At 51.5% G+C, this 18,582-nt stretch carries 16 protein-coding genes; 7 read left to right on the forward strand and 9 right to left on the reverse strand.

Translation table 11 applies throughout. The features are described from left to right. Positions 1-303: 303 nt before the first annotated feature. Positions 304-966, forward strand: coding sequence for a class I SAM-dependent methyltransferase (locus tag ACLD3P_RS05630; protein WP_131046305.1), 663 nt, complete (start codon positions 304-306; stop codon positions 964-966). A gap of 271 nt (positions 967-1,237) precedes the next feature. On the opposite strand, the gene cybB is transcribed toward ACLD3P_RS05630, so the two are convergent. The 3 genes from cybB to hrpA all read right to left on the reverse strand — a co-directional run bounded on the left by cybB (position 1,238) and on the right by hrpA (position 6,651). Next, positions 1,238-1,768, reverse strand: coding sequence for a cytochrome b561 (cybB, locus tag ACLD3P_RS05635; RefSeq protein ID WP_000527279.1), 531 nt, complete (start codon positions 1,766-1,768; stop codon positions 1,238-1,240). Between the two features lie 116 nt (positions 1,769-1,884). After that, positions 1,885-2,685, reverse strand: a complete 801-nt coding sequence (locus ACLD3P_RS05640; RefSeq protein WP_411006423.1) for a YdcF family protein — start codon at positions 2,683-2,685, stop codon at positions 1,885-1,887. A gap of 63 nt (positions 2,686-2,748) precedes the next feature. Continuing rightward, positions 2,749-6,651 carry an ATP-dependent RNA helicase HrpA gene (gene hrpA, locus ACLD3P_RS05645; RefSeq protein WP_411006422.1) on the reverse strand — a complete coding sequence of 1,301 codons (3,903 nt, stop codon included), beginning with the start codon at positions 6,649-6,651 and terminating at the stop codon, positions 2,749-2,751. Between the two features lie 200 nt (positions 6,652-6,851). Between hrpA and azoR the strand changes: the two genes are divergently transcribed. Further along, positions 6,852-7,457 (forward strand): FMN-dependent NADH-azoreductase, encoded by a 606-nt coding sequence (gene azoR, locus ACLD3P_RS05650; RefSeq protein ID WP_000048924.1) that lies wholly within the window; start codon positions 6,852-6,854, stop codon positions 7,455-7,457. Here the strand turns inward: azoR and ACLD3P_RS05655 are convergent. The 4 genes from ACLD3P_RS05655 to ACLD3P_RS05670 all read right to left on the reverse strand — a co-directional run bounded on the left by ACLD3P_RS05655 (position 7,454) and on the right by ACLD3P_RS05670 (position 11,205). After that, positions 7,454-7,903 (reverse strand): GFA family protein, encoded by a 450-nt coding sequence (locus tag ACLD3P_RS05655; protein ID WP_001518898.1) that lies wholly within the window; start codon positions 7,901-7,903, stop codon positions 7,454-7,456. The genes azoR and ACLD3P_RS05655 overlap by 4 nt on opposite strands. Before the next feature lie 143 nt (positions 7,904-8,046). Beyond that, positions 8,047-8,370, reverse strand: coding sequence for a YdbL family protein (locus ACLD3P_RS05660; RefSeq protein ID WP_000760345.1), 324 nt, complete (start codon positions 8,368-8,370; stop codon positions 8,047-8,049). A 7-nt stretch (positions 8,371-8,377) separates the two neighbouring features. Then, complete coding sequence (locus ACLD3P_RS05665) at positions 8,378-8,569, reverse strand: YnbE family lipoprotein (protein ID WP_000784063.1); 192 nt, start codon at positions 8,567-8,569, stop codon at positions 8,378-8,380. Further along, complete coding sequence (locus tag ACLD3P_RS05670) at positions 8,569-11,205, reverse strand: YdbH family protein (protein ID WP_023224037.1); 2,637 nt, start codon at positions 11,203-11,205, stop codon at positions 8,569-8,571. The genes ACLD3P_RS05665 and ACLD3P_RS05670 overlap by 1 nt, the downstream gene beginning before the upstream one ends. Positions 11,206-11,471: 266 nt before the next feature. Between ACLD3P_RS05670 and ldhA the strand changes: the two genes are divergently transcribed. Further along, positions 11,472-12,461 (forward strand): D-lactate dehydrogenase, encoded by a 990-nt coding sequence (gene ldhA, locus ACLD3P_RS05675; RefSeq protein WP_000762206.1) that lies wholly within the window; start codon positions 11,472-11,474, stop codon positions 12,459-12,461. Between the two features lie 110 nt (positions 12,462-12,571). Next, complete coding sequence (gene hslJ / locus ACLD3P_RS05680; RefSeq protein ID WP_411006421.1) at positions 12,572-12,982, forward strand: META domain-containing protein; 411 nt, start codon at positions 12,572-12,574, stop codon at positions 12,980-12,982. Positions 12,983-13,025: 43 nt separating this feature from the next. On the opposite strand, the gene ACLD3P_RS05685 is transcribed toward hslJ, so the two are convergent. After that, positions 13,026-13,292, reverse strand: a complete 267-nt coding sequence (locus ACLD3P_RS05685) for a DUF333 domain-containing protein (RefSeq protein WP_001200680.1) — start codon at positions 13,290-13,292, stop codon at positions 13,026-13,028. Here ACLD3P_RS05685 and ACLD3P_RS05690 point away from each other — a divergent pair. The 3 genes from ACLD3P_RS05690 (at position 13,196) to uspF (ending at position 18,008) form a co-directional block, all read left to right on the forward strand. Continuing rightward, on the forward strand, positions 13,196-13,507 hold the full coding sequence (locus tag ACLD3P_RS05690) for a reverse transcriptase (RefSeq protein WP_366540699.1): 312 nt from the start codon (positions 13,196-13,198) through the stop codon (positions 13,505-13,507). The genes ACLD3P_RS05685 and ACLD3P_RS05690 overlap by 97 nt on opposite strands. A gap of 60 nt (positions 13,508-13,567) precedes the next feature. Then, positions 13,568-17,092, forward strand: a complete 3,525-nt coding sequence (nifJ, locus tag ACLD3P_RS05695) for a pyruvate:ferredoxin (flavodoxin) oxidoreductase (protein WP_079841725.1) — start codon at positions 13,568-13,570, stop codon at positions 17,090-17,092. Positions 17,093-17,573: 481 nt separating this feature from the next. Next, a complete protein-coding gene (uspF, locus tag ACLD3P_RS05700) occupies positions 17,574-18,008 on the forward strand; it encodes a universal stress protein UspF (RefSeq protein ID WP_001082296.1) in 435 nt (144 codons plus the stop codon). A 52-nt stretch (positions 18,009-18,060) separates the two neighbouring features. Here uspF and ACLD3P_RS05705 read toward each other — a convergent pair whose 3' ends face one another. After that, positions 18,061-18,399, reverse strand: coding sequence for an SMR family transporter (locus ACLD3P_RS05705; RefSeq protein ID WP_000159237.1), 339 nt, complete (start codon positions 18,397-18,399; stop codon positions 18,061-18,063). Between the last annotated feature and the right edge of the window lie 183 nt (positions 18,400-18,582).

Here is an 18,582-nt window from a genome sequence, read left to right on the forward strand (position 1 = left end):
TTAATGTGCAATAATCGCTTTATGTGTATGAATAAATATTGTTCCTCATGCTTTTAATTGCATTGCTATTATCATAAGGCTTAATATATTTATATTAACGATTATTAATTATCAGCTTATAATAATATGACTGATCAATTCATTTATCAGCTATTATTATCCTCTATCTTCTTTAAGATAACCGCTTAACTCATAATATCGCCTTTATTCGTCGCATTAAATTACTCACTCACCTGATTAATGCTTGCCTAACGATTGCTTCGTTGTTTTAATTCCAGCGCGAAATTATTTAGTGAGAGAACAATGAAGCATACACAACAATCAGGCGCAAAAGTCTATAACCCATTCACGCTTAGCTTATATGACTGGTGGGTACTCAATATCTCAAACAAATATGCCTGGAAGTGTCCTACTGATACGCGACTACTTCCTTTCTTCCTGCATCACATGGGCGAGACTCACCTGGATATTGGCGTAGGTACAGGTTATTACCTGAAACATGCACCTGCGACTCATGCCATTTCGCTGATGGATTTAAATCCGGATAGCCTGAAAATAGCCGCCAGCCGAGTGGGTAATACGAAAATCCGCGACATACTACAACACGATGTTTTCGACACGTTCCCGGCGGACTGGCACGGGCGCTTCGATTCCGTTTCGATGTACTATCTTCTGCACTGCTTACCTGGTGAGATGACAACAAAAGCGAAGGCAATTAAAAATGCCGGTGTGGCGCTTAAACCCGGCGGCACACTTTTTGGTGCCACGATTCTGGGCAAAGAGGTTCCTCACAATGCTTTTGGTAAGAAATTAATGGCTGTTTATAACAAGAAAGGAATATTCAGTAATACCAATGATTCAGCCGATACGTTACGCAGCGTGTTGGACGAACATTTCGCTAAGGTGACTTTGGAGCAACATGGCGCCGTTGCGCTATTTTCCGCCACTATGCCACGTTCATCGTAAGTGTAGGCACTTCCGAGCGGTCGGGCAGCGCGATCATGTGGGTTTAACCCGTTGATTAAACATTGGATTACGGAATAGCAATTGCTTATTTTATTTGTCATACAAATAAGTATAATACCCGCTTCCGATGTAGACCCGTCCTCCTTCGCCTGCGTCACGGGTCCTGGTTAGACGCAGGCGTTTTCTGTATGGAATACGCCATCCCCTCTGATGGATGCCTTGTTTGCCTGAAGCAGTTAACCCCACCTGCGACAAACGTCATACAGGACGGTCAGTCACGCTTACGCGGCATCATCCGTAACAGCGTATTGTCTTTCCAGAAATAGTGATGCATCAAAGCAGCGATGGCATGAAGTCCAATAACAAAATAGCCCAGATTCGCCAGCGTGACGTGCCAGGATTTCAGCATATCTACGCGTTCAAAGTTAGCTTCGGCGGCATGGGGCATAGTAATGCCAAATGCGACCCAAGGATTGCCGCGGTTATACATCATGACCAGACCAATAACAGGCAGCACGATAAATAACAGGTAAATCACCAGATGTCCCAAATGCGCCATTCCGGTCATCATCGGTTTTGGACGAGGAACAATGGGCGGCGTGGGATATTTCAGCCGAATAATCAAGCGCGCCACCATTAAAAGCAAAATAGTGATGCCACATGAAACATGCGTCATATTAAACCAGGGCCGATAACTACGCGGCGCAAAACCGCGTAGCTCCATCGCGGCGTAAGCCACAATAACCAGAAAAAAGACTAACCAGTGAATACCAATTTGCAGGCCGGAATACTTATTGCCCATAGCGCGTCCTGAATGAAAACCGTAAAGCGACAACATAACCAGCTTTTATAAATAATTCATCAAATTTATGAAATGGTAGTCGCACTTGCCCGTTCACCCTCGCAAACGGGCGATTTTTAGCGTAAAGCTCTCTGTTCTAACGCACTGCGCAGCGTCGTATCTGCCTGTAATACCTGCCATGCCTTTTCAATATCGCGTGGGATATCAACGTGAATGATAAAATCTTTACCACGCGGTCCATACCCTGTTTCATCGTCACGCAAACGTGGCAGCTCGCCGGCAATCAGAGACAGATAACGCTCCACCGTCCAGATGCCCTCTTCAACGTTGGCAAAACGTGTACCGCCGTTAAGGTGGCGCAGTACCGGAACAAAACCAGGAAAACTCAGCCAGCGCGGCGCATCGGTGTCGTCGTTTGTCACGCGCCGAAACGCCGCGATAGTGCGCCGCTGCATGGTGGGGTCTTGCACAACGATAGCCGTGTTAATGTTTTCTTTCGCCTGACGGATCAGTACGCAGGAGAAACGGGCATTTTCGCCGCAATTAGTTGACCGATCTTCCAGCCAAATTTTCTCAGCCGGAATATGCCAGAACTGGTTCGCGATATCCGCGAGGATAGCGGCTTCAGCGCGTCCGGTTGTGCGAATAGTATGGTAGCGCGGATGCCGGGCAATCACGGCGTACAAAAACGGCGTCGAATGACCTATACCGCCGCTAATCAGTAAAGGAACGCCTTGCGCTTTGGCGATGCGACAGGCCGCGTCGATAGTGGGGATCACCGCATTGCCCGCCAGGACGACGCAATCCGACGAATAAGGTTGTTCGCCGGAAAAATCATTTTGCGCCAGCCACTGTCCGACGGTATTCACCGCCAGCAATGTTTCCGCAGAGAGCACCGGAAATGGCGTTGTATTCATAATTCCTCCTTTTTGTTCCGAACTTGTACCGGATCTCTTTGAAAGACATCGTCGCCTGGCTTTTTAGGCCGTAATCTGATCCATGGCCTGTAAAATACGCTTATCGGAAATAGGATAAGGCGTACCGAGCTGTTGGGCGAAATAACTGACACGCAGTTCTTCAATCATCCAACGGATCTCTTTAACATCATCATCTTCGCGACGCGCTGGAGGCAATTTATTTATCCATTGTTGCCACGCCTGCTGGACGCTTTCGACTTTCAGCATTTGCGCCCGATCGCGGTGCGGATCGACAGCCAGTTTCTCCAGCCGCTTTTCAATTGCCTGCAGATAACGCAGCGTATCGCCGAGACGTTTAAAGCCGTTGCCAGTCACAAAACCACGGTATACCAGACCGCTCATCTGCGCCTTGATATCGGAAAGCCCCAACGCCATGCTCATATCCACCCGCCCTTTCAGACGCTTATTGATATTGAATACGGTCGTCAGGATGCGCTCAACCTGCTTCGCGATATCCACCACAGTATCATTCAGCTCGGCGCGTACCTTTTCGTGCAGCGCGGTGAAACCTGCTTCGCTCCACACCGGTCCGCCGTTGGCATCTATCAGCTTATCTACCCCGCAGGCGATACAGTCATCAATCAACTCCAGTACTTTGCCGTACGGGTTAAAGTACAGCCCCAGCTTGGCTTTATTAGGCAATTTCTCATGCAGATACTTAATCGGTGAAGGAATATTGAGCAACAGCAGACGGCGTAAACCGCACCACATCGCCTGTTGTTGTTCCAGCGGATTATCAAACAATTTGATAGCGACGCTGTCACGCTCATCCACTAACGCCGGCCACGCCTTCACTTTATAATTACCGCGTTTCTGTTCGTAGCTTTCCGGCAGCTCGCCGAAACTCCAGATATGCAGCCCGCTCTGCTCGATGCCGTCATCCGCCACCGCCGAGAGCGTCTCCTGCACTTTGCCTTTCAGCGCATTTTTAAGCTCGGCGAGCGAACGCCCTTCCTGCAGTTTCTTGTTTTTGTCATTCACCACGCGAAACGTGATTTTCAGATGCTCGGGCACCTGATCCCAATGCCAGTCTTCCCGGTCGACCGTGACGCCGGTCATCCGGCGCAGTTCACGCTCCAGAGCGTCCAGCAGCGGCAGCTCCAGCGGCGTTACGCGACCTAAAAACGCTTCAGCATAGTTTGGCGCCGGAACAAAGTTGCGACGTACCGGTTTTGGCAACGATTTTATCAGCGCAATAACTAATTCACGGCGCAGCCCTGGGATCTGCCATTCAAAACCGCTCTCGTCAACCTGGTTAAGTAGCGGCAACGGAATATGGACGGTCACGCCGTCAGCATCCGCGCCCGGTTCAAACTGATAGCTCAAACGCAGCTTGAGATTGCCCTGGTGCCAGAAGTTCGGGTAATCCAGTTTGCTGATTTTTTCCGCGCCTTCTTTAATCAGCATACTTTTTTCAAAGTTGAGCAGATCCGGCGTCTCGCGGCTGATTTTTTTCCACCAACTATCAAAGTGGCGGGCGGAAATAACGTCATGGCTAATACGCTGGTCATAAAACTCAAACAGGGTATCGTCATCCACCAGGATATCGCGGCGGCGAGATTTGTGCTCAAGTTCCTCGACTTCCGCACGCAATTTTAGATTCTCACGGAAGAAGGCGTGACGGGTTTGCCAGTCCCCCTCCACCAGCGCATGGCGGATAAACAACTCGCGACACAACGCCGGGTCAATCTGGCTGTAATTCACCTTGCGCGCGGCGACAATCGGCAGACCGTAGACAGTAACCTTTTCCGTCGCCATCACCGCGCCTTGCGCCCGCTCCCAGTGCGGTTCGCTATATGAACGTTTAATCAGGTGCTGCGCTACCGGTTCCACCCATTCTGGCTCAATGCGGGCAGCGATGCGCCCCCACAAACGGCTGGTCTCCACCAGTTCTGCGACCATTGTCCATTTCGGCGGTTTTTTGAATAAACCGGAACCGGGGAAAATAGAGAATCTGGCGTTACGCGCGCCGGTGTACTCTTGTTTATCGGCATCTTTCATCCCGATATGCGACAACAGCCCCGTTAACAACGCAACGTGAATTTCCCGGTACTCTGCGGGTTCACTGTTTACCGGAATCCCCAGTTCTTTTACCACCTGACGCAGTTGGGTATAGATATCCTGCCACTCACGCACGCGTAAATAGTTCAGATAGTCGGTGCGACACAGACGGCGGAATTGATTCGACGACAGAGCCTTTTGTTGCTCGCCGAGGTAATTCCACAGGTTAACAAACGCCAGAAAATCGGATTCCTTATCATGGAAACGTCGGTGTTTCTCATCGGAAGCCTGCTGCTTGTCCACTGGGCGCTCGCGCGGATCCTGAATAGAGAGTGCGGAAGTAATGATCATCGCTTCGCGCGCACAGCCATGTTTTTGCGCTTCCAGAACCATACGCGCCAGGCGCGGGTCGACCGGCAGCTGAGATAATTGTCGGCCCAGCGGCGTCAGCTTATATGCCGTTTGCTGTTCGTCGGCGGTAATCGCCCCCAGCTCTTCCAACAAACGCACGCCATCCTGAATATTGCGCTTATCCGGCGCTTCAACAAACGGGAAGGCGGCGATGTCACCCAGCCCCAGGGCGGTCATCTGCAAAATAACCGACGCCAGGTTGGTACGTAGAATTTCCGGGTCGGTAAATTCCGGACGTGACAAAAAGTCATCTTCCGAATACAGACGAATGCAGATCCCTTCCGATACGCGTCCGCAACGCCCTTTACGCTGGTTGGCGGAAGCCTGTGAGATCGGTTCAATCGGCAGGCGCTGCACTTTAGTGCGGTAGCTGTAGCGGCTGATGCGCGCAGTGCCAGGATCGATCACATACTTGATACCCGGCACCGTCAGCGAGGTTTCCGCCACGTTAGTCGCCAGCACGATACGGCGTCCGCTGTGCGACTGGAAAACGCGGTTCTGTTCGCTGTTCGACAAGCGTGCATACAGCGGCAACACTTCGGTATGCCGTAAGTTCAGCTTGTTCAGGGCGTCGGCGGTATCGCGGATTTCCCGCTCTCCGCTCATAAAAATCAGGATATCGCCGGGACTTTCACGCCCCAGTTCATCAACAGCGTCGAAAATTGCCTGTAGCTGATCGCGTTCAGTGTCGTCAGCCTCTTCCACGATGGGGCGATAACGAACTTCTACGGGATACGTTCGGCCAGAGACTTCGATAATCGGCGCGTTATTAAAGTGGCGCGAGAAGCGTTCCGGGTCGATGGTCGCAGAGGTAATAATCACTTTCAGATCGGGGCGACGCGGCAGAAGCTCTTTCAGATAGCCGAGCAAGAAGTCAATATTCAGGCTTCGTTCATGCGCTTCATCAATAATGATGGTGTCGTACTGCATCAGCAGCCTGTCCTGCTGGATTTCCGCCAGCAGGATACCGTCCGTCATCAGTTTGACCATGGTGTTGCTACTGACATGATCGCTGAAACGAACTTTATAGCCGATGCAGCCGCCAGGCTCCGTTTGCAACTCTTCGGCAATGCGGTTAGCGACGGTGCGCGCCGCCAGGCGACGCGGCTGAGTATGTCCAATAAGTCCTTTAATTCCGCGTCCCAGTTCCATACAAATTTTCGGCAACTGGGTGGTTTTACCGGAACCGGTTTCTCCTGCTACGATCACCACCTGATGATCGCGGATCGCTTCCAGAATGTCCTGTTTCTTCTGGCTAACAGGCAGATTTTGCGGATAAGTGATTGAGGGGCGCGCCGCTTCGCGGAGGGCGACCTGCGCCGCAGCCTGTTCAATTTCTTTCGCCATCGTCTGGAAAATGGCCTGTTGCGCATCAGGATTTTTTACTTTCTTTACGCCATGCAGGCGGCGCGCAAAGCGCTGTTTGTCGCGCAGCATCAGTGCATCCAGCCGCTGCTGTAACACCTGAAGCGTCAACATAGATTGTTCAGTCATAAAGCTCTTGGGCAGCATTCTGCCTGTTTAAAATCGTTTTAAATGATAGGTATAGAGTACCACATTGGGGCTTTTTTTGTGTTGTTCAATAATTTCGAACAAAGGGTTCGATATATTGCGCTATCCCTGCGACATATTTGTGAATAAAGTGTCAACAAGCAACGGGGCTCGCCCCTTCAAACACATAAAAGGAAACACCCATGAGCAAGGTATTAGTTCTTAAATCCAGTATTCTGGCAGGGTACTCTCAGTCTGGTCAGTTGACTGACTATTTTATTGAACAATGGCGCGAAAAACACGTCGCAGATGAAATTACTGTCCGCGATCTGGCGGCCAACCCTGTTCCGGTGCTGGATGGCGAGCTGGTGGGCGCGATGCGTCCGGGCGATGCGCCTTTAACGCCACGTCAGCAGGACGCTCTGGCGCTGTCTGATGAACTCATTGCTGAACTGAAAGCCCACGACGTCATCGTTATTGCGGCGCCGATGTACAATTTCAATATCCCGACGCAGCTGAAAAACTACTTTGATCTGATTGCCCGCGCCGGTATCACTTTCCGCTATACCGAAAAAGGCCCGGAAGGTCTGGTAACCGGTAAACGCGCGGTGGTTCTCTCCAGCCGCGGCGGTATCCATAAAGACACCCCGACGGATTTGATTGCGCCTTACCTGAAAGTGTTCCTTGGTTTTATCGGTATTACCGACGTGAATTTTGTCTTTGCCGAAGGCATCGCCTACGGGCCGGAAGTGGCGGCTAAAGCCCAGGCCGATGCAAAAGCCGCGATTGACAGCGTAGTAGCCGCTTAAATATTTTTGCCTCCCGTTTCGACGGGAGGTGACTTCTTAGGTTCGTAGCGCAAATATCCTACCACGCCGCTACTGCCCCCATCGCTGGGATGCGTTACCCCATCATTGACTTCAACGCAGGCGAAATCAAAAGGCGACACATTTTCGATGCACGCCACATTGACCCCATATTGATCGGGATTGGATCGGCGCTGATGAAAAGTATATATCCCGCATACCGAACAGAAAAAATGCACCGCCTTGCCCGTATTGAAGCGATATTCGGTAAGCTTATCCTGCCCTTTTAGCACTTTAATACCCGATAGCGGCGCAGACACTGCCACCGCTCCGCGCATCCGACAAAACGAACAGTTGCAGCGTCTGGCGGTATGAAAGCCATCGCTAAGTTGAACGGTAAACACGACGCTGCCACAATGGCAGGCAGCAGATAATTTTTCAGACGTCATACCTGGTTACTCTCGCGAATAGTGATACCAGTCAACAGTATAGAAATGGCGTTTCCGGTTCGCCTAATATAAATACGACCTTCATATTCAGAAATTACCAATATAAAAATGCATTTTGCGGTAAAAAAATTGTCGGGAAGCGGTTATTTACGCATCCATTTGCCATTAATTCCCTGGACATATTCTCCCGGCCTGGCGCGCTCAACCAGTTTTTGCCCTGCCATCTTCGCCACCTCGTCCACGGGAAGATGATTGCTATCCGCTAACTGCTGATAACTGGCGCGGCGGGCATGATTGATATCAAGCACCAGCTTCTGGGTTTCGGCATCATTCTTTAAGGCCACCAGATAGCCATTCAGCGTTTCCCCGACCCGGCCCTGCGTGCGCGCTTCGTCCAGGGTTAAGGCCCACACAGAAGGTGTGAGCAAGCTCAGCGTCAGCACCCATAGTATTAAATACTTTTTCATTATGGCCTCAGAATAGATCGCTGCGTGATTTCAGGAGTTCTTCAACGTCTTTATCGACTTTGATATGTATTTCATGCTCGATCTTTACATTCATGTTGATGGTAATCGGCTGTTCCGGCGCGGCGACTTCAATACGTGGCGTGCAGCCCACCACGATAAATGACGCAAGCGCTGACAGCATGGCAATACTCATTTTCATTATTTATCCTCACAGTCCTTGTCTTTCCGGCAAGGAGGTTGCGGCAACGCTGTATTTTGTTCAAGCCATGCCTGTAAATTGTCGCCAAAACGCAAACTGCGCCACAGCGTAAACACATTTTCTTCATGGGTATAGTTCAAGTTAACGATCGCGGTTTTACCATCTACCCGGCTTTTGCCGGTAATGGCCGCCTGCATCGTTAGTACGCCCAGGTTATCAACGTTAATTTTCGTCCACGAATGCGTAATCTCCATATAACGTAGCCAGTTAATCGCCGAGCCTGCCGTGACATTATCCTTCACCACCGCATCCGCAGTATCTTTATCGATACGCAACGTCATTGGCCCGGGATTCGTAAGCCAGCCATCTTTGATTATCCATTTTTCATTGTTCAGCCACAGAGGCAGCGCGCCGCTGACCGGACCAGACATGGCGAATTGCTTTGGATTTATGGCGCTAATCAATTCGCTGGATGAAATATTTTGCACCCGCAAAAGCGCCGGGTCGTGCTGCGGCATTCGCAACTGTTTCATAATGATTTGACCGCCCAGCACGTCTACGCTGACATCGCTTAGCAGTAATGGATTCGACTCGCTCCAGGGATAACCGCCCTGTAAATCAGCAGTGATATTTTTCGCCGTGACCTGGTTGACTATCCCGGCAATACGCAGCGAGACGGGCCCGCGCGTCCCCAATTGCCACGCGCCGTTGTGGAAGCGAAATGGCAGAATGAAATCGACGCCGTTGATTTTGTTATCCGGCATCCAGGCGCTACCGCCTTTTAACACGCCGTGTCCACCTGCTTCAAACCCCTGCCCCTGTGCGGCGGAAAAAGCCACCTGCGCATACAGTGAGCCTTCGCGCAGCGTCATTTTCCAGTCTGGTGGAAGCAACGGCTGGAAAACGATAAGCGACTGCTTCGGCCACCAGGCCTGTCCGCGAAGGCGTTCGCCATCCCAGCGCCCATTCAGCCGTACCGGCCCTATCGCCCCCGCCCGAAGGTCGCCTTTAAACTGGAACAGGGTTGGCTCGCGCCCTTCAACGCTAAAATTAATGGTAGAAGGCGGCAGCACGCTCCCGCTGGTAAATACGGTTTTTCCCGCCTCCAGAGACAGCGCGCCCTGTAGCGACGGCGTTGTGGCGTCGCGAACCCAGACAATAGGTTTATTCAGCGCCAGTCTTGGCGATGTGACGGTCATTGCGCCATAGTGCAACTGATCAAAGCCGGTGGACAAACTGGTCAACCTGATGGTGTTATCATGCCATTCGCCCTGTCCGGCAATATCCCAGCGGGCGCGCATTGGTGTAAAGCTTCCTTGCCCCCAATAGCGCCAACGCCAGCGACCAGCATCAGGGAGAAAATCATTCGCCAGGCCATCAAGATGAAGAACGAAATCGCCCATCTCATTTTCGTGCGCCCGTAAAATAGCCTGTAATCGACCATCAACGCCGCGCGGCGTCACCTTAACGCCCGCCAGCGGCCAACGAATTTCATCAATATCTAACGCATCAATCACCCGTCCGCGCGAGCGTAGCAATGCGCCAGGTGCAAAGGTGAGCTGCGGATCGGCCAGACTGCCGCGGAACATAGCGGGCAATACGGCATAAAAGATTAAATCCTTCTGTTTAGCCTCGCCGGTAAGCTGTAGAGGCATCTCACTGCTGTCCATGCTGAGTTTTCCCGGGCCGATAGTCAGTACAGCGTTCGCTTTACCGGCATCGCCCTGGGTCAGAATATTCAGGCGTCCGCTGACTCGTGCATTATCCGGCCCGGCTTGCCAGTTATCGATATTAAAAGCCAGACGTCCGCTCAAGGGGAATCCCTGATATGGCCAGTTCCAGCGGCCATCGCTGATGGTAAGCCGCTGACGCGTTACCGCCCAGGGGAGATCGAGAATCGGGTCAGGATTACCTCGCGCCATCACGATGAGCTGTCCGGCGTTATCACGCCACTCCAGTTCCGCATCCACCAGCGACGGTTCCTGCGGCAGACGCAAGGTCGCTGCCGCATGACCGCTGACCGGCAGGCCATCCGGTACCAGCGGCAACATAAACTCCCCCGCCAGGCTAACGGGAGGCTGGTTGGCCAGCGCGGCGATCTCCAGTTGGCTCACCGTCAATGCCTGACCGCGTAGCTGCCCTTGAAATTTTACTTTTTCGCCCTGATAACGTATCTGCTGAATGACCGGCGTCATAGAGATCGCCAGCTTGCCCTGCCATTCCGGCCAGGGCGCGAGAATGACATTATCGATGTTAATCCAGGTATTGGGCAGCATTGACTGCCACTGCGCCAGCGTACGCGGCGCGGCGGGAGAGGCTTCCGTAGCGGGCAGTTTCGCCAGGCACGCGGCATCCAGTTTGAGGCTTTTAATATTCAGCAACCAACGGCTGGGATGCGTCAGTTCCGCCTGGGTAATATGCGCTAACGAACAATCATTGACCAGATAGCGAAGATCGGGAATCACTAACCCATGACGTGTCAGGCGTGGACTTTGTTCCAGAGCGATACGGGTACCGACGGGTAGCCAAATTCCCGCCAGAGTGGGAACCCACAGCCCGAGGGTCATCAGTAGCGTCAGAGGGACAAGAATCAGCAGTAACAGTAGCGCAAGGGCGGCTTTATATTTACCCTTCATGGGCCATTAATTTCCTGATTTAACGAAAAATTCAGTTGGCTATCTCTTTATTTTGGCATGATTGCCCGTACATAGCCTAATAGTTCATGTTGCAAGCGGGTGATGCGTTATGCCTGTTGCAGGGGCGCCCTCCGGCTATTTGAGGCGTTGTGGAGAATGATAACCTAAAATTATTCATTATATGTATGACTATCAATTATTTTTGATTTTTTGTAAGATAATTTTAAGCATATTTGTGTGATTCTAACATCACTGGAGAAGGTCATATGAAACTCGCCGTCTATAGTACCAAACAGTATGACAAGAAATATCTACAGCAAGTGAACGAAGCGTTCGGTTTTGAACTGGAGTTTTTTGATTTTCTGCTAACCGAGAAAACGGCGAAAACCGCCAACGGATGTGAAGCAGTTTGTATCTTCGTGAATGACGACGGGAGCCGACCGGTACTGGAAGAGCTGAAAAAACACGGCGTGAAATACATCGCGCTGCGTTGCGCCGGATTTAATAATGTCGACCTGGATGCCGCTAAAGAGCTCGGTTTGCAGGTGGTGCGCGTACCGGCTTATTCTCCGGAAGCCGTCGCTGAACATGCGATTGGCATGATGATGACATTGAACCGCCGTATTCACCGCGCTTATCAACGCACCCGTGACGCTAACTTTTCCCTTGAGGGACTGACCGGCTTTACCATGCACGGAAAAACCGCTGGCGTCATTGGTACCGGTAAAATCGGCGTCGCCGCGCTGCGTATCCTGAAAGGCTTTGGAATGCGTTTACTGGCGTTTGATCCCTATCCCAGCACCGCCGCGCTTGACCTCGGCGTCGAGTATGTGGATCTGCAAACGTTGTTTGCCGAATCGGATGTCATTTCCCTGCACTGCCCGCTCACGCCGGAAAACTACCATTTGCTGAACCATGCGGCATTCGATCAAATGAAAAATGGCGTTATGGTCATTAATACCAGTCGTGGCGCGCTGATTGATTCCCAGGCGGCTATCGAAGCTCTGAAGAATCAGAAAATCGGCTCGCTGGGGATGGATGTGTATGAAAACGAACGCGACCTGTTCTTTGAAGATAAATCAAACGATGTTATTCAGGATGATGTTTTCCGCCGTCTGTCGGCCTGCCATAACGTACTGTTTACGGGGCACCAGGCATTCCTGACCGCAGAAGCGCTGATTAGCATTTCTGAAACCACGCTACAAAACTTAAGCCAGCTTGAGAAGGGCGAAGCCTGCCCGAACGCGTTGTTCTAATCCTGTCGCTCCCCTGCGCTCAGGGGAGCATTTTCGGATAACCCCTGAAGATCTATCCGGTCATATCATTACTATAGTCAGTGTTAACTATCAGATTACAGAGAATATCAATGAAGAAAATCGTCACGCTGGTCGCCCTGAGCATCATAATCACAGGGTGCGTGAGCAGTGGAAAAGTGTCCGTCAAACGCGAGCAACTGGAGCACCACCGCTTTGTTCTGGAAAGCGTAAACGGTAAAACGGTCACCGGCCCGGAGCTCAGCTTTGGCGAGGACATGACGGTATCTGGCAAAATGTGCAATCAATTCACCGGCGAAGGAAAACTGTCGGACGGCGAATTAAAAGTGAAAAATTTAGCGATGACCCGAATGATGTGCGCCGATCAGCAGCTTAATGCGCTGGACGGTACCCTCAGCGAGCTCTTCAGCAAAGGCGCACAGGTCGATTTAACCGCGAACCAATTAACGCTGGCGACGGCAGAAACAACGCTAATGTATAAACTGGCGGATTTAGCGCACTAAGCCATTAAGTGAAAAGTTATACGCGTCAGGCGAAACGCCGCGCTTAATAACTCCCGCAGCTTCCGGCGGCAAGCGACTGTTCGCTACAACGTTTGCCGTTGGGTAGCGCGCACATACCAATTACTGAACCATCAAGCTGCCGGGCCGCTGAAAGCGAACCGCCAATCATAGCGCAATTCGCTTCGCCGGCGCTGGACATCGCCGCTTTCATCCCTGGCGAAACATGCGCCGCAGTTGCCTGCTGAACAGGCTCGCTACTGCAAGCCGACAATAATAACGCGGCACATCCCACCCAAAACGCTGCGCGCATTTCTCTCCCCTCTGTTTATTCATCCAAACGACACCGCCCTAAATAATAGGCAGCAGAAACTGACGCGTCGAGAGGCAAAGCGCGCATTTATGCGCTTCATTAACATTTATTGGCAATTTTTTACGTCTTTTCGGCAAGAAATCGTCATTCTCCTCCCGCCAGGGACACAAAAGCGAAAATGGGGCTTGAAGGGCTTTGCTAAAATAAAAGGATAACTACAGGATGCGCTCACGATTATGCGTGTCCCTCTTTTTTGCGCAATGTAAGGGTGTCATATGCAAACAATTGACGGTAATGGCGCAGTAGCGTCGGTGGCGTTCCGTACCAGCGAGGTTATCGCCATTTACCCGATTACGCCCAGTTCAACAATGGCTGAACAAGCGGATGCCTGGGCCGGCAATGGGCTTAAAAATGTCTGGGGCGATACGCCGCGTGTGGTAGAGATGCAGTCGGAAGGCGGCGCGATCGCCGCCGTTCACGGTGCGTTACAAACCGGTTCGCTTTCTACGTCATTTACATCATCGCAGGGGCTGCTGCTGATGATTCCAACGCTGTATAAACTGGCGGGGCAGCTCACGCCGTTTGTACTGCACGTTGCCGCGCGCACTGTCGCCACACACGCGCTTTCTATTTTTGGCGACCATTCCGATGTGATGGCGGTCCGCCAGACAGGCTGCGCGATGTTATGCGCCGCCAGCGTTCAGGAAGCGCAGGATTTTGCGCTGATCGCACACAGGGCTACGCTGAAAAGCCGCGTTCCGTTTATTCATTTTTTTGATGGCTTCCGTACATCGCATGAAATCAACAAAATTATACCGCTAACGGATGAAACCATTCTGAACCTGATGCCGCAGGCGGAGATCGACGCTCACCGCGCCCGCGCGCTGAATCCGGAACATCCGGTGATTCGTGGAACTTCAGCGAATCCGGATACCTACTTCCAGTCTCGCGAAGCGACCAACCCGTGGTACAACGCCGTTTATGATCATGTTGAAGAGGCGATGAAGGCATTTGGCGACGCTACGGGCCGTCAGTACCAGCCATTTGAATATTATGGCCATCCCCAGGCTGAACGCGTCATCATTATGATGGGCTCCGCCCTCGGCACCTGCGAAGAGGTCGTGGACGAGCTACTGATACGCGGAGAAAAGGTCGGCGTTCTGAAAGTCCGTCTGTTCCGCCCCTTCTCCGCCAAACATTTGTTACAGGCATTACCGGAAACCGTTCGCGCTATCGCCGTGCTGGATCGCACCAAAGAGCCTGGCGCGCAGGCCGAGCCGCTTTATCTGGACGTGATGACCGCACTGGCGGAAGCCTTTAATAATGGCGAGCGCGAAACGTTGCCGCGCACCATTGGCGGCCGTTATGGGCTATCATCCAAAGAGTTCGGCCCGGCGTGCGTACTGGCGGTCTTTAATGAACTCAGCCATGCGAAACCCAAGCCACGGTTTACGGTGGGCATTTATGATGACGTTACTAACCTCTCGCTGCCGTTACCGGAAAATACCCTGCCCGGCAGCGCTAAACTTGAAGCGTTATTTTACGGTCTGGGAAGCGACGGCAGCGTATCCGCCACGAAAAATAATATTAAAATTATCGGTAATTCTACACCGTGGTATGCGCAAGGTTATTTCGTTTATGACTCTAAAAAAGCTGGCGGGCTCACGGTATCGCACCTGCGCGTCAGCGAGAAACCCATTCGTTCCGCTTACTTAATTGCTCAGGCGGATTTTGTCGGCTGCCATCAATTACAGTTTATCGATAAATATCAGATGGCGGAACGTCTGAAGCCAGGCGGAATCTTTCTGCTTAATACGCCGTACAGTGCCGACGAGGTCTGGTCGCGTCTGCCGCAAGAAGTTCAGGCGGTGTTGAATCAGAAAAAGGCGCGTTTTTACGTGGTTAACGCGGCGAAAATCGCCCGCGAATGTGGACTTGGCGCCCGCATCAATACCGTCATGCAAATGGCTTTCTTCCACCTGACGCATATTCTTCCGGGCGATAGCGCCCTGGTTGAGCTGCAGGGCGCGATTGCCAAAAGCTATAGCAGCAAAGGACAGGATCTGGTTGAGCGTAACTGGCAGGCATTGGCTCTGGCGCAGGCATCGCTGGCGGAAGTGCCGTTGCAGGCGGTTAATCCGCACAGCGCGCATCGCCCGCCGGTTGTCTCCGACGCCGCGCCAGATTTCGTGAAAACCGTTACCGCCGCCATGTTGGCGGGCCTCGGCGACGCACTGCCTGTTTCCGCCCTGCCGCCGGACGGAACATGGCCGATGGGCACCACCCGCTGGGAAAAACGCAATATCGCCGAAGAGATTCCTGTCTGGAAAGAGGAACTGTGTACACAATGTAATCACTGCGTCGCCGCCTGCCCTCACTCGGCGATTCGTGCAAAAGTCGTTTCCCCGCAGGCGATGGAGAACGCGCCAGCCAGTCTGCATTCGCTGGACGTGAAGTCCCGCGATATGCGCGGCCAGAAATATGTGCTGCAGGTCGCGCCGGAAGACTGTACTGGCTGTAATTTATGCGTAGAGGTCTGCCCGGCTAAAGATCGGCAAAATCCACAGATCAAGGCGATTAACATGATGTCGCGCCTTGAGCATGTGGAGGAAGAGAAAGTGAATTATGACTTTTTCCTCGACTTACCGGAAATCGAACGCAGCAAACTGGAACGAATTGATATCCGCACGTCGCAGCTCATTACGCCGCTGTTTGAATATTCCGGCGCCTGTTCCGGCTGCGGTGAAACGCCGTATATTAAACTGCTGACTCAGTTATATGGCGACAGAATGTTAATCGCTAACGCCACGGGGTGTTCCTCTATTTACGGCGGTAATTTGCCCTCAACGCCTTATACCACCGATGCCAACGGACGCGGCCCGGCATGGGCGAATTCGTTATTTGAAGATAACGCGGAATTTGGTCTCGGTTTCCGTCTGAGCGTGGATCAGCACCGGGCGCGCGTTATGCGTTTACTGGCGCAATTCGCCGATCGCATTCCGGCGGAATTAAACGATGCTCTGCATACCGAAGCAACGCCTGACGTTCGGCGTGAACAGGTCGCCGCATTACGCCAACATCTGAAATCGGTTGCGGGCGCAGAGGAACTGTTAAAGGATGCTGATGCGCTGGTAGAAAAATCAATCTGGCTGATTGGCGGCGATGGTTGGGCATACGACATCGGCTTTGGCGGTTTAGACCATGTGTTAAGCCTGACGGAGAATGTCAATATTCTGGTTCTGGATACGCAGTGTTACTCCAATACTGGCGGCCAGGCGTCGAAGGCGACGCCGCTTGGCGCCGTCACTAAGTTTGGCGAACATGGCAAGCGTAAAGCCCGTAAAGATCTTGGTGTCAGCATGATGATGTATGGTCATGTTTATGTCGCGCAAATCTCGCTGGGCGCGCAGTTAAACCAGACGGTGAAAGCCATCCAGGAGGCCGAAGCCTGGCCAGGACCGTCGCTGATCATTGCCTATAGCCCCTGTGAAGAACATGGCTACGATCTGGCGCTAAGCCATGACCAGATGCGCCAGTTAACGGCGACCGGTTTCTGGCCGTTATACCGCTTTGATCCCCGCCGTGCGGATGAAGGCAAGCCGCCGCTGGCGCTGGACTCTCGGCCACCGTCTGATGCCCTGGCGGAAACGCTGCTTAATGAACAGCGTTTCCGTCGCCTGAATGCGCAACAGCCTGAAGTAGCTGAACAATTATGGCGAGATGCCGCATTGGATTTGCAAAAACGCTATGACTTTCTTGCCTTGCTGGCAGGAAAAGCGGAAAAACCCGGCGCAGATTAAAAAATATTCTAAGGATTAACCTGGAAACAAAAAAAGCCCGAACATTCGTTCGGGCTTGTCAATTTATACGCTGGAAAGCAAAGGTTAACGCAATGGCCCAGCGACAAAATGAATATGTGACAATAAAGGCATATAACAGGCGTAGAATATCGTAACCGAATGATATTGTATAATTTTTATTTCGTATAATACCCCCAAAAGCATTCGTATAAATTATATCTATTTCACTGCGAATTATTTCATTAATTATTGAATTAAACGGTAACATCTCTTTTTAGGTCTTTCCTGACAAGGCATAAATAACGTTTTAACGTCAACTCGCTGATTATTTACGGGGAATGCGCTTAATATTACGCCGTCCTCCCCTGTTGGTAGTCCCCGCAGAGTATCGTGGAGCAGCACCTAAAATGTGACGTATGTCATTGTACATAAAGTGCCTTTAGGGAGTAGAATTTCAGTGGATACTTAAACAGGAGGTTTTATGAACAGAACGATTCTTGTACCCATCGATATTTCAGATTCAGAATTAACTCAACGCGTGATTTCGCATGTTGAAGCCGAAGCAAAGATTGACGACGCTAAAGTGCACTTTTTGACTGTAATCCCGTCTTTGCCCTATTACGCTTCCCTGGGACTGGCTTATTCAGCAGAGCTCCCCGCAATGGACGATTTGAAAGCCGAAGCCAAATCTCAACTGGAAGCGATTATCAAGAAATTCAACCTTCCCGCGGACCGCGTGCAGGCGCACGTTGCAGAAGGCTCTCCTAAAGATAAGATTCTGGAAATGGCAAAAAAATTACCGGCCGATATGGTGATTATCGCCTCGCATCGTCCGGATATTACTACCTATCTGTTGGGTTCCAACGCCGCAGCCGTTGTGCGTCATGCGGAATGCTCCGTACTGGTGGTGCGCTAAATACCCGAGCCCGCATAAGAGAGTGCGGGCTCAAATCAACCATCATCATCGCCTAGTGACTGACGCTTTTTGAAAATAGATTGATTACGATTACGCCGCAGATGATAAGCAACATGCCAATAATAGCCGGCACATCCAGTTTTTGGCCAAGAAACAACCATCCTATCAATCCAATAAGAACAATCCCTACCCCAGACCAAATGGCATAAATGATACCCGCAGGGATGGTTCGCATAGGGATGGTAAGGCACCAGAACGCGATACAATATCCGATGATGGTAACGATGCTCGGTACCAGACGCGTAAAACTATCCGATAATTTTAATGAGATCGTGGCGATAACTTCTACCACGATGGCGATAAATAGAAAGATTACAGCTTCTTTAGTCATACATCTCTTCGTTCCGATATTTTTCTGGTCGTGGTGACATCTTAATTAATACGGATGACAGAATAAAGACGCTTTTGAACCATTGCGTATCTTGCAGTAACATACTTCAAGTTGCATGTGCTGCGGCTGCGTTCCCTTACCCCAGTCACTTACTTGAGTAAGCTCCTGGGGATTCACTCGCTT

The sequence above is a fragment of the Salmonella sp. 741265073_HBA genome (genome assembly GCF_046569105.1).
GTDB classification, from domain to species: domain Bacteria; phylum Pseudomonadota; class Gammaproteobacteria; order Enterobacterales; family Enterobacteriaceae; genus Salmonella; species Salmonella enterica.

What these genes read in the sequence shown, in the direction of transcription:
- ACLD3P_RS05630 (WP_131046305.1), top strand. Translation starts at nt 304, where the DNA reads ATGAAGCATACACAACAATCAGGCGCAAAAGTCTATAACCCATTCACG.
- cybB (WP_000527279.1), bottom strand. Translation starts at nt 1,768, where the DNA reads ATGGGCAATAAGTATTCCGGCCTGCAAATTGGTATTCACTGGTTAGTC.
- ACLD3P_RS05640 (WP_411006423.1), bottom strand. Translation starts at nt 2,685, where the DNA reads ATGAATACAACGCCATTTCCGGTGCTCTCTGCGGAAACATTGCTGGCG.
- hrpA (WP_411006422.1), bottom strand. Translation starts at nt 6,651, where the DNA reads ATGACTGAACAATCTATGTTGACGCTTCAGGTGTTACAGCAGCGGCTG.
- azoR (WP_000048924.1), top strand. Translation starts at nt 6,852, where the DNA reads ATGAGCAAGGTATTAGTTCTTAAATCCAGTATTCTGGCAGGGTACTCT.
- ACLD3P_RS05655 (WP_001518898.1), bottom strand. Translation starts at nt 7,903, where the DNA reads ATGACGTCTGAAAAATTATCTGCTGCCTGCCATTGTGGCAGCGTCGTG.
- ACLD3P_RS05660 (WP_000760345.1), bottom strand. Translation starts at nt 8,370, where the DNA reads ATGAAAAAGTATTTAATACTATGGGTGCTGACGCTGAGCTTGCTCACA.
- ACLD3P_RS05665 (WP_000784063.1), bottom strand. Translation starts at nt 8,569, where the DNA reads ATGAAAATGAGTATTGCCATGCTGTCAGCGCTTGCGTCATTTATCGTG.
- ACLD3P_RS05670 (WP_023224037.1), bottom strand. Translation starts at nt 11,205, where the DNA reads ATGAAGGGTAAATATAAAGCCGCCCTTGCGCTACTGTTACTGCTGATT.
- ldhA (WP_000762206.1), top strand. Translation starts at nt 11,472, where the DNA reads ATGAAACTCGCCGTCTATAGTACCAAACAGTATGACAAGAAATATCTA.
- hslJ (WP_411006421.1), top strand. Translation starts at nt 12,572, where the DNA reads ATGAAGAAAATCGTCACGCTGGTCGCCCTGAGCATCATAATCACAGGG.
- ACLD3P_RS05685 (WP_001200680.1), bottom strand. Translation starts at nt 13,292, where the DNA reads ATGCGCGCAGCGTTTTGGGTGGGATGTGCCGCGTTATTATTGTCGGCT.
- nifJ (WP_079841725.1), top strand. Translation starts at nt 13,568, where the DNA reads ATGCAAACAATTGACGGTAATGGCGCAGTAGCGTCGGTGGCGTTCCGT.
- uspF (WP_001082296.1), top strand. Translation starts at nt 17,574, where the DNA reads ATGAACAGAACGATTCTTGTACCCATCGATATTTCAGATTCAGAATTA.
- ACLD3P_RS05705 (WP_000159237.1), bottom strand. Translation starts at nt 18,399, where the DNA reads ATGACTAAAGAAGCTGTAATCTTTCTATTTATCGCCATCGTGGTAGAA.